11 protein-coding genes and 1 other RNA gene are annotated in these 13,890 nt (G+C 59.4%); 2 read left to right on the top strand and 10 right to left on the bottom strand.

The genetic code is table 11. The annotated features are described in order from the left end of the window. Positions 1-127 precede the first annotated feature (127 nt). From dnaE to dusB, 8 genes are all read right to left on the bottom strand, one after another. A complete protein-coding gene (dnaE, locus tag ACKTSJ_RS09070) occupies positions 128-3,697 on the bottom strand; it encodes a DNA polymerase III subunit alpha (protein WP_407899494.1) in 3,570 nt (1,189 codons plus the stop codon). A gap of 95 nt (positions 3,698-3,792) precedes the next feature. Continuing rightward, entirely contained in the window at positions 3,793-5,064 is a 1,272-nt protein-coding gene (gene purD, locus ACKTSJ_RS09065) for a phosphoribosylamine--glycine ligase (protein WP_407899492.1), read from the bottom strand. A gap of 12 nt (positions 5,065-5,076) precedes the next feature. After that, positions 5,077-5,484: a type II toxin-antitoxin system VapC family toxin gene (locus ACKTSJ_RS09060; RefSeq protein WP_407899490.1), complete on the bottom strand. Its 408-nt coding sequence runs from the start codon at positions 5,482-5,484 to the stop codon at positions 5,077-5,079. Then, positions 5,481-5,750: an AbrB/MazE/SpoVT family DNA-binding domain-containing protein gene (locus ACKTSJ_RS09055; RefSeq protein ID WP_407899488.1), complete on the bottom strand. Its 270-nt coding sequence runs from the start codon at positions 5,748-5,750 to the stop codon at positions 5,481-5,483. The genes ACKTSJ_RS09060 and ACKTSJ_RS09055 overlap by 4 nt, the downstream gene beginning before the upstream one ends. A gap of 100 nt (positions 5,751-5,850) precedes the next feature. Further along, the gene (locus ACKTSJ_RS09050) at positions 5,851-6,573 is read right to left on the bottom strand and encodes a hypothetical protein (RefSeq protein WP_407899486.1); all 723 of its coding nucleotides are present in this window, start codon (positions 6,571-6,573) and stop codon (positions 5,851-5,853) included. A 75-nt stretch (positions 6,574-6,648) separates the two neighbouring features. Further along, positions 6,649-8,214, bottom strand: a complete 1,566-nt coding sequence (gene purH / locus ACKTSJ_RS09045) for a bifunctional phosphoribosylaminoimidazolecarboxamide formyltransferase/IMP cyclohydrolase (protein WP_407899484.1) — start codon at positions 8,212-8,214, stop codon at positions 6,649-6,651. Between the two features lie 44 nt (positions 8,215-8,258). Further along, a complete protein-coding gene (locus ACKTSJ_RS09040) occupies positions 8,259-8,513 on the bottom strand; it encodes a helix-turn-helix domain-containing protein (protein WP_407899482.1) in 255 nt (84 codons plus the stop codon). 10 nt (positions 8,514-8,523) lie between these two features. Then, positions 8,524-9,516, bottom strand: a complete 993-nt coding sequence (gene dusB / locus ACKTSJ_RS09035) for a tRNA dihydrouridine synthase DusB (RefSeq protein WP_407899480.1) — start codon at positions 9,514-9,516, stop codon at positions 8,524-8,526. Between the two features lie 95 nt (positions 9,517-9,611). Here dusB and ACKTSJ_RS09030 point away from each other — a divergent pair, with 95 nt between their 5' ends. Both ACKTSJ_RS09030 and ACKTSJ_RS09025 read left to right on the top strand, forming a co-directional pair. Beyond that, positions 9,612-10,775: a UbiH/UbiF family hydroxylase gene (locus ACKTSJ_RS09030; RefSeq protein WP_407899478.1), complete on the top strand. Its 1,164-nt coding sequence runs from the start codon at positions 9,612-9,614 to the stop codon at positions 10,773-10,775. A gap of 22 nt (positions 10,776-10,797) precedes the next feature. Then, positions 10,798-11,502: a DsbC family protein gene (locus ACKTSJ_RS09025; protein ID WP_407899476.1), complete on the top strand. Its 705-nt coding sequence runs from the start codon at positions 10,798-10,800 to the stop codon at positions 11,500-11,502. Positions 11,503-11,526: 24 nt separating this feature from the next. On the opposite strand, the gene ACKTSJ_RS09020 is transcribed toward ACKTSJ_RS09025, so the two are convergent. Both ACKTSJ_RS09020 and rnpB read right to left on the bottom strand, forming a co-directional pair. Further along, positions 11,527-13,116, bottom strand: coding sequence for an adenylate/guanylate cyclase domain-containing protein (locus ACKTSJ_RS09020; RefSeq protein ID WP_407899474.1), 1,590 nt, complete (start codon positions 13,114-13,116; stop codon positions 11,527-11,529). Between the two features lie 57 nt (positions 13,117-13,173). Beyond that, an RNA gene (gene rnpB, locus ACKTSJ_RS09015) (RNase P RNA component class A) lies at positions 13,174-13,594 on the bottom strand. Positions 13,595-13,890 lie beyond the last annotated feature (296 nt).

Here is a 13,890-nt window from a genome sequence, read left to right as displayed (position 1 = left end):
GCAATGTTACTTTTACACCCCGTCAATTTGATTGGAATCGAATCGGAGTTGCATGGATTGCATCCGGCGATTCAGCGTTCAGAAGGGCGCGATTCTACTCCTGCCCGAGCGTTTCCTTCAATGGCGACTATTGGCTATAGACCACCCGCACATTCTGCGCCTCGCATATCGCGCGCAGTCCGTCGAGCAACTCGTCCGGCAAAGTGACTTTCCATTCGTCGCCCAGCCGCAGGGTCGCCACACCGAGCAGATTGCGGTAATTGATCTGCACCGGGCATTCGCCGCCGCGATACGGCTTGAGCAGTTCCGCCAGTTGCGCTACGCGCACCGCGTCGTCGATGGAGCAATCGATGTCGAGACGCTGTGCAAAGGCGGCGCGTGCCGAGGCGAAATCGAACAGCGCATCCGCCGTGATGCGCATGCCGCCGGAATAATCGTCCAGGCTGGCGCGGCCGCGCGCGACCACCAGCTGGTCGTCGCGCAGCCAGGTGCGGTTCGGCTCGTACAAATCATTGAACACCGTCATTTCGATCTGCGCGCTGCCGTCGTCGAGCGTGACCACCGCCATTTTGCCGCGCCGGGTTTGCAGGATGCGCACCCCGCTGACGATGCCCGCCAGCACCAGTTCCTTTTCCTGCCGCCGCGACTTGCCATTGGCGGGCGGCAGCATCTCAGGCGTCACTTCTGCCAGGCGCATGCTGACGAAACGCGACAGTTCCGGCGCAAATTCCTGATAGGGATGGCCAGAAAGGTAGAATCCGAGCGCGGTCTTTTCCTGTTGCAACTGTTCGCGCAATTTCCAGCGCGGCACATCGGCCAGTTGCAGCGGCATGATTTCCGATTCTGCTTCACCGAACAGGCTGCACTGGTTCGCCGCGCGCGCGCGCTGTTCGGCATCGCTCAAGGCGGCATCGAGGGAGGCGAGCAGCTGGGCGCGATGGTCGCTGATGCAATCGAACGCGCCGGCCTTGATCAGCGCCTCGACGGCGCGCCGGTTGACGATGCGGTTGTCCACACGGCGGCAGAAATCGAACAGGTCCCTGAATGCGCCGCCCTGCCGCGCTGCGACGATGTTCTCCACCGCCGCCTCGCCCGTGCCCTTGATCGCGCCCAGACCGTAGGCAATGGTTTTTTCGTCCACCGGGGTAAACCGAAACAGCGAACGGTTGATGTCCGGCGGCAGGATGGTCAGGCCCTGCAGTTGTGCATCCTGGTAGAAGAAACTGACCTTGTCGGTGTTGACCATTTCCGAGGTCAGGGTCGATGCCATGAAGGCGGCGGGATAATGACACTTCAGATACGCCGTCTGGTAGGCGACCAGCGAATACGCGGCGGCGTGCGACTTGTTAAAACCATAGCCGGCGAATTTCTCCATGGTATCGAAGATTTCGTTCGCCTTTTTTTCGTCGATGCCGTTCTGCGCCGCCCCGGCCACGAAAATGCCGCGCTGCTCCGCCATCTCCTCGGCTTTCTTTTTGCCCATGGCGCGGCGCAGCATGTCGGCGCCGCCCAGCGTGTAACCGGCCACCACCTGCGCCGCCTGCATCACCTGCTCCTGGTACACCATGATGCCGTAGGTCGCGCCCACCACTTTTTCCAAACAGGGATGGGGAATGATGACCTGTTCTTTGCCGTGCTTGCGGTTGATGTAATCGGGAATGAAATCCATCGGGCCGGGCCGGTACAAGGCGTTCAATGCGATCAGATCTTCCAGGCAATCGGGCTTGGCCTTCACCAGCGTGTCCTTCATGCCGCGCGACTCGAACTGGAACACGGCGGTGGTGTTCGCGGTCTTGAAAATCCTGTCGTAGGTTTCCTTGTCGTCGAGCGGGATGGTGTCGATACTAAAAGCATCCACTCGCGCCAGCGAGGAACGTTCGCCCCCTCTGCCATCGGGGGAGGGTTGGGGTGGGGGAACACTCCCGGAATCCGGTTTCGCACTTTGCAGCGCATTGATGTAACGCACCGCCCAGTCAATGATGGTCAGGGTGCGCAAACCGAGAAAGTCGAACTTGACCAGCCCGACCGCCTCCACGTCGTCCTTGTCGTACTGGCTGACCGTGCTTTCGCTGCCTTCGGCGCAATATAGCGCGCAAAAATCGGTGAGCTTGCCCGGCGCGATGACCACGCCACCGGCATGCATGCCGACGTTGCGCGTCAAGTCTTCCAGCCGCTCGCCCAGCTCCAGCAATTCCTCCACCCCCTCTTCGCTGGCGATGATGGCGTTGAACTCCGGCTCCATCGCGCGCGCCTTTTGCAGCGACACCGGTTTCACGCCTTCGACGGGAACCAGCTTGGACAGGCGGTCGCACAGCATGTAGGGAAAATCCAGCACGCGCCCGACATCGCGGATCACCGCCTTGGAGGCCATGGTGCCGAACGTGGCGATCTGTGAAACGCAGTGCGCGCCGTAGCGGTGGCGCACGTACTCGATCACGCGCTCGCGCCCGTCTTGGCAGAAGTCCACGTCGAAGTCGGGCATCGACACCCGCTCCGGATTGAGGAAGCGCTCGAACAGCAGGTCATAGCGCAAGGGATCGAGATCGGTGATGCCGAGCGAATAGGCGACCAGCGAACCGGCGCCGGAACCGCGCCCGGGCCCGACCGGCACGCCGTTGGGGAACTTCTCGTCGCGGAACGATTTCGCCCAGCGGATGAAGTCGGCCACGATCAGGAAGTAGCCGGGAAACCCCATCTTGATGATGGTGCCGATCTCGAAATCGAGCCGTGCCTGGTATTCCGGCAGTTTGCCCGCGCGCGCGGAGGAATCCGGATACAGGTGTTGCATGCGCCGTTGCAAACCGCGCTGCGCTTCACTGCGCAGAAAATCGTCCAGTGTTTCGCCCTGCGGCGTCGGGAAGTCCGGCAACTGCGGTTTGCCCAGTTTCAGCGTCAGATTGCAGCGCTTGGCGATCTCCACGCTGTTCTGCAACGCCTGCGGCAAATCGGCGAACAGCTCGCGCATCTCCGCCTGCGTCGTGAAGTATTGCTGTGGGGTGAATGCCTTCTGGCGGCGCTTGTCGTTCAGCACATAGCCTTCGGCGATGCACACCCGCGCTTCATGCGCCTTGAAAGCGTCGCGCGTGAGAAATTGCACCGGATGCGTGGCCACCACCGGCAACGCGAGTTGCGCGGCCAGTTGCACCGTGTCACGCAGATGCGCTTCCCCGCGCGGCACGCCACAGCGCTGCACTTCCAGATAGAAACGGTCCGGAAACAGCGCGGCATATTCCTGCGCCAGCTGCCGGGCGCTCGCGGCATTCCCGTGCAGCAGGGCGCCGCCGACTTCCCCCAGATGCGCGCCCGACAGCGCGATCAGCCCCTCCGTATCCTCATGCAGCCACTGCTTGCGCAGCTCCGGGCGGCCGCGATACTGGTTCTCCAGATAGGCGCGGGTGAGCAGTTCGCACAGGCGCAGATACCCGGCATTCGACTGGCACAACAACAACAAGCGGAACGGCTGCTCGCGCGCCGCGTCGTTGCTGACGAACACGTCGCAACCGACCACCGGTTTGATGCCCGCGCCGCGCGCCGCCTTGTAGAACTTGACCAGCCCGAACACATTCGACAGATCGGTCAGCGCCAGCGCCGGCATGGCATCCGCTCTCGCCGCCGCCACCGCCTCGCCGATGCGCACGATGCCATCGGCAATGGAATATTCGCTATGCAAACGCAGATGAATGAAGGAAGGGGGCATGATGCTCGGAATCGGAATGCGGCAAGGATTTTACCACCAGCACCCGCCAGGTCGCAGTTGATCCTGCATATCAACGAGAGGAGACCCCGGAAGCGTTACTTTCTTCCGATTGCCCGGTAACCGATGTCGCGCCGCATCTGCGCTCCGTCGAAATGAATCGCATCGGCGAACTCATATGCTCGGTTCTGCGCCTGCTTCACCCTGTCGCCCAGCGCAACGATGCACAGCACGCGCCCACCGCTGGTGACGACCTTGCCGTCTTGCAAGGCGGTGCCGGCATGGAACACATGGCCGTCTTCCAGCGTCTTCGGCAAGCCCGTGATGACATCGCCTTTGCGCGGGGTGTCGGGGTAGTTCGCGGCAGCCATCACCACGCCGAGCGCAGTGCGTCTATCCCATTCCGCTTCCACTTTGTCCAGGGTGCCGTTCACCGCGTGTTCGACGATGGCGGCGAGATCGCTCTTCAGCCGCAGCATGATGGGTTGTGTCTCGGGGTCGCCCATGCGGCAGTTGAATTCCAATACTTTGAGGCTGCCATCGGGTGAGATCATCAGACCGGCATACAGGAATCCGGTATAGGTGATGCCTTCGCTTTCCATGCCACGCATGACGGGCTGGATGACTTCGCGCAACACGCGCGCATAGATTTCGGGCGTGACGACCGGCGCGGGTGAATACGCGCCCATGCCACCAGTGTTGGGGCCGTTGTCGCCATCGAGCAGACGCTTGTGATCCTGGCTGGTGGCGAGCGGCAGCACGTGCTTGCCGTCCGCCATGACGATGAAACTGGCTTCTTCGCCCGCGAGGAATTCTTCGATGACCACGCGTGCGCCTGCATCACCGAGCTTATTATCAGACAACATCATGTCGATGGCATCGAACGCTTCTTGTTTCGACATCGCCACCACCACGCCCTTGCCCGCAGCCAGACCATCGGCCTTGATGACGATCGGTGCGCCCTGTTTTTCAACATAAGCCTTCGCGGGAGCGATCTCGCTGAACGTCTCGAAGAATGCAGTGGGGATGTTGTGGCGCGTCATGAAACGCTTGGCGAAATCTTTGGAGGATTCCAGTTGTGCCGCCGCTTTAGTCGGGCCAAAAATTTTCAAACCCGCCGCGCGAAACGCATCCACCACGCCCGCTGCCAGCGGAGCTTCGGGGCCGACCACGGTGAGTTCGATGTGCTCGCGTTGCACGAAGGCGATGAGATCTGGGATGGCTGTGATGGCAACGTTCTCCACGCCGTCTTCCAATGCCGTGCCCGCATTACCCGGCGCAACAAAAACTTTCTGCACCTTGGCGCCCTGCGCCAACCGCCAAGCCAGCGCATGCTCACGTCCGCCGTTACCGATGACTAGTATTTTCATGGCTATCCCGCATTATTTTGTTGAACGTCGCAATACCTGCACTGCCGGGACGGTGTCGTGTTGCGCCGCAATTTTTCCGAATGACTTGTCAAAGGAAACAAAAACATCATCACCATCGCTTAATGCCAAATGCAGCGCATCACCAAAATCCATTCCGGCTTCATACCATTTGACGGCGTGGCATAAAGCCTCGAATGATTTTGGTTTGAAATTGGGCAAGCCCAGTAGCATCCGCAAACTCTGCAACACTTCTTGGCGAGTGCACTCGTAAGACTCCAGCACCCACACCAACTCAAGCATCACCGTAGGCGGAACGGTGTAAATTTCCGGGCGAGCCAACAGCTCGCGTGCCAATCTGAATTGTGCTGCGTCATCCTTCAGCAGGAAACGCGCCAATATATTGGTGTCGAGTGCAATCATTCGCGGGTTGCCGCGTCACGCGCCTTTAACATCTTGGAGATTTTTGCGCGGGTGATTTGCTCATCGGTTTTTTTCACGCCGTGCCTAGCCAACAAACCTGCCGCATCATCAACCGTCGTGACGGGAAACAGCGGCAAAGGGATCAGCCGAATCTCGTTCCCCACAAATGAAATCGCAAATTCCGTTCCCTCTGTGAGGTGGTGACTTTTCCTAATTTCATTGGGGATGACGAACTGCCCCTTGGTGGAGAGTTTTACGGTTTGCATATGAAGCTCCTTCTGGTAAGTCTGCTCATCTTACCAATTTGGAGAATTTAACGCTATGTCAGCGTGGGCAACAAAACTTGCCCACCCTACCGCGCTACATTCACTGGAAACATTTCCCTTTTTCAGAAGCAGCTTCAAGTAGCCATTTCCCATTTTTATCAACCAGCCTCATCGAGAATTCAGCTAGCTTTCCTTCTGGACATTCACCTTTAGGCGGCCAAGCAGTTTTCACCAGCTCTACGCTATTCGAATCTATCCAGCGATTAAAAGTAAAGAGTTGATAGTCCTCAGGTATGTAGCGGAAGCGTGCAACTAGGGCGCCATCCACTATTTCCCATAAAAAAACTCCCGAATCTCGACCTGCCTCATAGGCACTTGCTGAAACTATGTACCTACCCTCCGGCGACACATGAGGATCATCAATCGCGTCTATTTGCTCACCAGTTTTTCTCGAAATCACGAAAACACTGCCACCTTCATAATAATCAGCATTCACCAAGAAGAATTGTCCGTCTGCTATCAGACCTCGATAGGTATAGAACACACAGCTATTAAAATTTTCACAAGATTCAATGTTGGTTAATTCAATCACCTTTCCAGACAGAGGGTGAAGTAACAAAGTTTCCCCCTTTCTTTCTGCTCGGCTTTCGCTTTTGGCAATTTCATTTGCCTCTCGCTTTCCCAGCTCCGTCATCTCGCGCGGAATTGCGGTTGGCACAGCGGAAGCAGAGCCTTGCTGAAAGGTATTCGGTAGAGCTGACTGGCGCTCTTGTTCGGAGCAGGCGCTCAATGCACACAGTAGAAATGCAATCGCTATACGCATATCACCCCCCTGCAAATCAAACCGAAGTATCACTGCACCCTCCTCACGAAGTGTGTGCAACGTTAACAACTCTACTTAATGTCTGAAGTGGCGGAAGCCGGTGAACACCATCGCTAACCCATGCTCGTCCGCCGCCGCGATGACTTCAGCATCGCGCATCGAGCCGCCCGGCTGAATCACCGCCTTGGCACCGGCTGCGGCCAGCACGTCCACGCCGTCGCGGAACGGGAAGAAGGCATCGGAGGCGACTACCGAACCCGCCAGACTCAGCCCGGCGTTCTGCGCCTTGATGCTGGCGATGCGCGTGCTGTCCACGCGGCTCATCTGGCCCGCGCCCACCCCCAATGTCTGGCCGCCTTTGCAGAACACGATGGCGTTGGATTTGACGAACTTGGCGACGCGGAAAGCGAACAGCAGGTCTTGCAATTGTTCTTTTGTCGGCTGGTTTTTGGTGACAACTTTGAGATGTTCGGGTTGCACCACGAACAGGTCAGGCGTCTGCACCAGCAGACCGCCGCCGACGCGCTTCAGGTCGTATTGGTTGTGCGCATTGGACAAGGGCACGATTAGTACGCGCACATTCTGCTTGGCGGCAGTCACTGCCAGCGCGGCATCGGAAGCCGACGGTGCGATGATGAGTTCGACGAACTGGTTGGCGGTGATCTGTTTCGCGCTCGCTTCGTCCAACTCGCGGTTGAAGGCGATGATGCCGCCGAATGCGGAAGTAGGGTCAGTCGCGTAGGCCAGCTTGTAGGCATTGAGCGGCGTATCTGCCACTGCCACGCCGCACGGGTTGGCATGCTTGACGATGACGCAGGCGGGCTGCTCGAAGGTCTTCACCAGTTCCCACGTGGCATCCGCATCGCCGATGTTGTTGTAGGACAGTTCCTTGCCCTGCACTTGGGTGTAGTTGGCGATGCTGCCCGCCAGCGGGGTCAGCTCGCGGTAGAACGCCGCCTTCTGGTGCGGGTTCTCCCCGTAGCGCATCTCCTGGACCTTGGCGAAGTTGAAATTGATCTGCGCGGGAAAATCGCTGCGTGTGCCATCGCTGTTGATCGTGGTGAGATAGTTGCTGATGGCAGCATCGTAAGCGGCGGTGTGCGAAAAGGCTTTCTTGGCCAGGTCGAAACGCGTGGCTTCGCTCACTGCGCCCTTGTTGGTCTGCATCTCGGCCAGCACGTCGGCGTAATCAGCCGGATCGGTGACGATGGCGACGTGCGCGTGATTCTTCGCCGCAGCGCGCACCATGGTCGGACCGCCGATGTCGATGTTCTCGATCGCGTCTTCCAGAGTGCAATTCGGTTTGGCGATGGTCGCCGCGAACGGGTAAAGATTCACCACCACCAGATCGATGGTGGGGATGCCGTGCTTCTTCAACGTGGCGACATGCTCGGGCAGATCGCGCCGTGCCAGAATGCCGGCGTGCACTTTTGGTTGCAGGGTTTTCACCCGACCGTCCAGCATCTCGGGGAAGCCGGTGTAGTCCGCGACTTCGGTGCAGGGCACACCGTTGTCCGCCAGCAGCTTGGCAGTGCCGCCGGTGGAGAGCAGCTTCACGCCGAGGGCATGCAGCCCTTGCGCGAATTCGAGGACGCCGGACTTGTCCGACACGCTGATGAGGGCTTGGGTGATGGCTGTCATGATGTTTTCCAGAATAAAAAGGGATTGGCGGGTAAAAACCGGAACTACATAATGCCGTGCAACTGCATTTTTTTGCGCAGGGTGTTGCGGTTGATGCCAAGCAACTCCGCCGCGCGCGTCTGGTTGCTGCCCGCATACTGCAACACGGTTTCGATCAGCGGTTTTTCCACGCAGCACAGAACCATGTCGTAGATGGCAACCGAGGGATCTTCGCCATCCAGGTCCTTGAAATAATCGTTCAACGCCTTGCGCACATGTTTGGCGATATCGTTCTCGCTGATCGGACAGTTCTCACCCATTTCGATTCCTTTACACGTATTGCAGTTGCAGGTTGCCGCTTTGCAGTTCATCAAAAAATGCGTTCGCCGCGGACAGTTGTTCTTCCACACTTTCCAGCTGATTCATCCGGTGCCGGAACACGGCCGATCCGGGCAGGCCTTTGGTGTACCAGGAGATGTGTTTGCGCGCCACGCGCAGGCCGGTCTGCTCGCCGTAGAAGGCATACAGGTCGTGCAAGTGTTGCACGAGAACCGTGCGAACATCCTCCACCGCCGGCGCGGGCAGATGTTCGCCGGTAGCCAGAAAATGCGCGATTTCGCGGAACAGCCACGGCCGCCCCTGTGCGGCGCGCCCGATCATCACCGCATCGGCACCGGTGTGTTGCAGCACATCCCGCGCCTTTTCCGGCGTGGTGATGTCGCCATTGGCGATCACCGGAATGCTCACGCTCGATTTCACCGCGCGGATCGTGTCGTATTCGGCCTCGCCGGTGTAGGCGCAGGCGCGGGTGCGGCCATGGATGGCGAGCGCCTGGATGCCGCTGTCTTCGGCGATGCGCGCGATGTTGACCGCGTTGCGATTTTGTTTGTCCCAGCCGGTGCGGATCTTCAGCGTGACCGGCACATCCACCGCGCCGACCACCGCCTGCAGCAGTTCGCCCACCAGCTTCTCGTTCTGCAACAGGGCGGAGCCGGCCATCACGTTGCAGATCTTCTTCGCCGGACAGCCCATGTTGATGTCGATGATCTGCGCGCCGTGCTCAACGTTGTGCCGCGCCGCCTGCGCCAGCATCTTCGGATCGGCGCCGACGATCTGCACCGAGATCGGATCGACCTCGCCTTCGTGGTTGGCACGGCGGCGTGTCTTCTCCGAACCGTACAGCAGCGAGTTGGAGGCCACCATCTCGGACACGGCCATGCCCGCGCCCATGCGTTTGCACAACATGCGGAACGGCCGGTCGGTCACGCCCGCCATGGGCGCGACGATCAGGTTGTTTTTTAATTTGTAGCGGCCGATTTGCATGATGGGTTCCGTGGGGGGCGCTGATTATAATTTAATCAGATGCCTCATGCTATGATGCCGGTGAATTTTTCTGCGCATCGTTCAAGAGATTCAACATGGAATTCGACATCGTCATCATCGGCGGCGGACTGGTCGGGGCCAGCCTGGCCGCAGCGCTCAAGGACAGCAGCCTGAAACTGGCCCTGGTCGAGAGCGCTTCCCCGCCCCCTCCGCCTGCCGCTGCAGACTCCTGGGATAGCCGCATCTATGCCTTCACCCCCGGCAATGCCGACTTCCTGCGCGCATGCGGTGCATGGCAACGGCTCGACATGAGCCGGGTGCAACCCGTTGAGGAAATGCGCGTGTTCGGCGACACCGGGGCCAGACTCAATTTCAGCGCCTACCAGCTTGGCGCCCCGGAACTGGCCTTCATCATGGAGAGCTGCCTGTTGCAGGATGCCTTGTGGCAGGTCCTGCGCGAACAGGAGAATCTGACCCTGTTGCAGCCCGCACGCTGCGCCGAACTTGCCTGGCAGGACGATTCTGCCCAGTTGAAATTGCAGGACGGGCGCGAGATCCGCGCCAAACTGATTGTGGGCGCGGACGGCCGCGATTCCTGGGTGCGAAACCAGGCAGGCATGCCGGAGGTGCCCACGCCGTACCGGCAGCATGGCGTGGTCGCCAATTTTTCCTGTGCAAAAAACCATCGCGGCATCGCCCATCAATGGTTTCAAGAGGACGGCATCCTCGCTTTGCTGCCCCTGCCCGGACGCCGCGTCTCCATCGTGTGGTCGGTCAGCCCGGAAAAATCCGCCGAACTGCTGGCGCTCACTCACTCCGACCTGTGCGCGCGCGTGTCGGCAGCAGCCAATTACACTCTGGGCGAATTAACCCTCATCACACCCCCCGCCGCCTTCCCTTTGCGCGTCCTGAATCTGGCGCACATCACCCAGCCGCGCCTGGCGCTGATCGGGGATGCCGCCCACAACGTGCATCCGCTGGCGGGACAAGGGGTGAACCTCGGCCTGCGCGACGCGCGCGAACTGGCACAGACTCTCATGCAGCGCGGCGCGCTGGATTGCGGCGACCTGCCTCTGCTGCGCCGCTACGAAAAAGCCCGACAGGAGGACATCCTGTCCATGCAACTCGCCACCGATGCGCTCAAGCACCTGTTCGTCAACGCCAACCCGTTCCTGCGCACCCTGCGCAACGTCGGGCTGGCAGCAACAAATGCCGTCACGCCACTGAAGAAAATGCTGGCCCGCCATGCGCTCAACTAATCGCCCTGAAAGGAATCATTCGATGAACAAACTGTTGCTGCTCTCCCTGTCCCTGTGTGCTGCGTTTGCCCAGGCCGCCGGCAATGACACGGCCGCCCTTAAACAAACCCTGCAACAGAATTACCAGCAAGCGGTCGGCCCCATCGACCAGGTCAATCCCACCCCGGTCAATGGCCTGTACGAAGTGGTCACCGGCGACCACATCTACTATTCCGACGAGAGTGGGCGTTACCTGCTCGACGGCAAGCTGTTCGACATGCAGTTGCGCCAGAACATCACCGACGCGCGCGCGCGCCAGTTGTTTGCCATCGATGTCGCCCGGCTACCGCTCGAACTGGCCATCAAGAAAGTCAAAGGCAACGGCAAGCGGACGCTGATCACTTTTGAGGACCCAAACTGCGGCTACTGCAAGAAACTGGCGCATGAGCTGGAAAAGATCGACAACCTGACCCATTACGTGTTCCTGTATCCGATCTTTGAGGGATCGGCCGCGCTGGTACAGGACATGTTGTGCAGCAAGCAGCCGTTCCGCGCATGGGATGACTGGATGCTTAAAGGAATCCGGCCGGCCAAAGGGAATTGCGCCACCAAAACCGACCAGGTCACGGCGCTGGGGCGCAAGTTGAAAGTGAATGGAACGCCCGCGCTGATCTTCGCCAACGGCGTGATGAATCCGGGCTATTTGCCGGCCGAGCAACTGGAGCAGGCGCTGAACGAGAACAAATAAAAAACGGGGCCACGGCCCCGTTTTTTATTTCTCGGCTTTTCCCGCCAGTGCCGCCCGCAGCGGTGGAAAGGACGGCGGCTCTTTCTGAAAGTAACCGCGATAACGACGCACAAAGGCTTCCGGCGGCATCTGCCGGGTGTCTTCAACCAGGCCGGGTGTGAAGCCTTTCACAAAATACAACTCCATCTTGTGCGCGACCTTGCTGTGCGTCTTCACCCGCTTCTCGCATTCGAAGAAATCCTTGATACGACCATAGGTCTGTGCCGAGAGCGCGATGCGGTTGGGCTCGCCGCTCGATTCCACGCGCGAGGCATAGTTCACCGATTCACCCCAAATGTCGTAGGCGAACTTCTGCGTGCCAACCATCCCGGCAATGACATGACCGGTGTGGATGCCAATTCGGATCGACCAGTTGGGATTGCGGTTGCCGCGTTCGATCACGGCCTGGATGATCTCCAGCGCGGCCATCACGGCATCCACCGGGTGCGACGGATTACGCTCGGGCAAGCCGGCTGCACACATGTAGCTGTCGCCGATGGTCTTCAGTTTCTCCATCCCGTAACGCGCGCAGATCTCGTCAAAGGCGCTGAAATAGTCATGCAGCATGTACACCAGATCTTCCGCCGCCAATTTCTCGGTGGAGGATGAAAAACCAACGAAGTCAGTGAACAGGATGGTAACGTCTTCCAGGTATTGCGGCTGCACCGAGCCCTTGTTGCGAAATTCTTCCGCGACCGTAGCAGGCAGGATGTTGCGCAGCAGCGTCTGCGATTCCTGGTGTTGCGCCGCGACTTCTGCGTTGCGTTGCACAAGGTCGTGCTCCAGCTCGACGCACTGTTTGCGCGAGGCGCGCAGATCTTCGTTGAGAACCTCGAAAGCAACCGCAATCTCGCCCAGTTCGTCCTTGCCCGCCAGGCCGATGCGCGCTTCACCGCCTGCCAGCACGGTGGCGACCCCCGGCGCAAAAGCGTGCATGCCATCCACCACGCGGCGGTACACGCGTAGCGCGAACGACAGGGCGACCAGCAGGGACAACGCGAAGAAAATCAGCGCGGCGCGCTCGGACCACCATTCCGCTTCCCGCAAATGCAGTTGTGCTTGCACGATCAGCTCACTCGCATGCGCTTCCAGGGCAGGCAAATCCTGATAGATCAGTTGTTGGCTGTACGGCTCGGCGTGTAGCACGAACTCGGTCATGGCCAGACCGGAATCATTGCCGAAATGGGTGTAGAACAGATGCCAGGACGCGGCCAATTCCATGTAGCGAGCCTGCATGAGGGTCACCTTGGGCAGCAACATTTCATCCGCCAGCGACTTGAGCCGGGTAATCTCGCCTGCCACGCTCGCGGATTGCGCCTCCGCCTTGTCCTTTTCGGCAGCATTAAGCGCGGCTACACGGTCCTGCGGCAACTGGCCGAGCCGGGCGACCTGCTTCTGGATGTCGACGATGCCTTGCTTGATCGAGGTGGTGAGGGCCAGCACTCGGGTCTCGTGTTGCAACTGCTCGACGGCGTGCGCCTTCTGATGCGCGTTCCAGAAACTGAACGCAAAATTCAGCGCGAACAGGGACAAGATGATCAACAGGGAAAATCGAATCAGGCTTTTTAATCGCATCGTCTTCGCGTTAGCTTTCCACTCAATTCGTCGCGCACATCCGCCGCAAAACATGTCGGGTGAAGCTGGCCGATAAGCCGGGTTCTGTCGTGGACAGTCATTCCTCTAGGCGTTTCGTTACCTGACGCTCAAGCAACCTACCCGCAAGCGACGCGAGCAACGTCATGGCCTGCTTATTTGGTCTTGCTCCGGATGGGGTTTGCCGTGCCGTCCGTGTCACCACGTCCGCGGTGGGCTCTTACCCCACCGTTTCACCCTTGCCTGATCCCTCTCAATTATCCCGGTGGCTTTCGCCACCGCTCTTCTTGAGATGACTTTGCCGTTCATGCGAACGGCGAAGTCGGGCCATCGGCGGTCTGTTCTCTGTGGCACTTTCCATCGCCTCGCGGCGTCCGGTCGTTAACCGGCATCCTGCTCTGCGGAGCCCGGACTTTCCTCTCCGTGCAACAAGGCACGCAGCGACTGTCTGGCCAGCTTCGTTGTGTAGTTTAGCATGGGGGGTGCAGAACGTCCGCGAACCCGGACTTTAGTTTCGACCTCACGCGCTGCGCGCATGAGTCTTCACTGCAACTTCGTTGTCCTCTCCGTGCAACAAGGCACGCAGCGACTGTCTGGCCAGCTTCGTTGTGTAGTTTAGCATGGGGGGTGCAGAACGTCCGCGAGCCCGGACTTTAGTTTCGACCTCACGCGCTGCGCGCATGAGTCTTCACTGCAACTTCGTTGTCCTCTCCGTGCAACAAGGCACGCAGCGACTGTCTGGCCAGCTTCGTTGTG

This window comes from Ferrigenium sp. UT5, assembly GCF_045866295.1.
Lineage (GTDB): Bacteria > Pseudomonadota > Gammaproteobacteria > Burkholderiales > Gallionellaceae > Sideroxyarcus.
Note: the sequence above shows the minus strand (reverse complement) of the source record. Positions and strands in the feature narration are given on the sequence as shown.

Bases quoted from the DNA above. Each gene is read 5' to 3' on its own strand.
- purD (WP_407899492.1), bottom strand. From the start codon at position 5,064: ATGAAAATACTAGTCATCGGTAACGGCGGACGTGAGCATGCGCTGGCT.
- dusB (WP_407899480.1), bottom strand. From the start codon at position 9,516: ATGCAAATCGGCCGCTACAAATTAAAAAACAACCTGATCGTCGCGCCC.
- ACKTSJ_RS09025 (WP_407899476.1), top strand. From the start codon at position 10,798: ATGAACAAACTGTTGCTGCTCTCCCTGTCCCTGTGTGCTGCGTTTGCC.
- ACKTSJ_RS09030 (WP_407899478.1), top strand. From the start codon at position 9,612: ATGGAATTCGACATCGTCATCATCGGCGGCGGACTGGTCGGGGCCAGC.
- ACKTSJ_RS09060 (WP_407899490.1), bottom strand. From the start codon at position 5,484: ATGATTGCACTCGACACCAATATATTGGCGCGTTTCCTGCTGAAGGAT.
- ACKTSJ_RS09050 (WP_407899486.1), bottom strand. From the start codon at position 6,573: ATGCGTATAGCGATTGCATTTCTACTGTGTGCATTGAGCGCCTGCTCC.
- ACKTSJ_RS09055 (WP_407899488.1), bottom strand. From the start codon at position 5,750: ATGCAAACCGTAAAACTCTCCACCAAGGGGCAGTTCGTCATCCCCAAT.
- ACKTSJ_RS09020 (WP_407899474.1), bottom strand. From the start codon at position 13,116: ATGCGATTAAAAAGCCTGATTCGATTTTCCCTGTTGATCATCTTGTCC.
- purH (WP_407899484.1), bottom strand. From the start codon at position 8,214: ATGACAGCCATCACCCAAGCCCTCATCAGCGTGTCGGACAAGTCCGGC.
- ACKTSJ_RS09040 (WP_407899482.1), bottom strand. From the start codon at position 8,513: ATGGGTGAGAACTGTCCGATCAGCGAGAACGATATCGCCAAACATGTG.
- dnaE (WP_407899494.1), bottom strand. From the start codon at position 3,697: ATGCCCCCTTCCTTCATTCATCTGCGTTTGCATAGCGAATATTCCATT.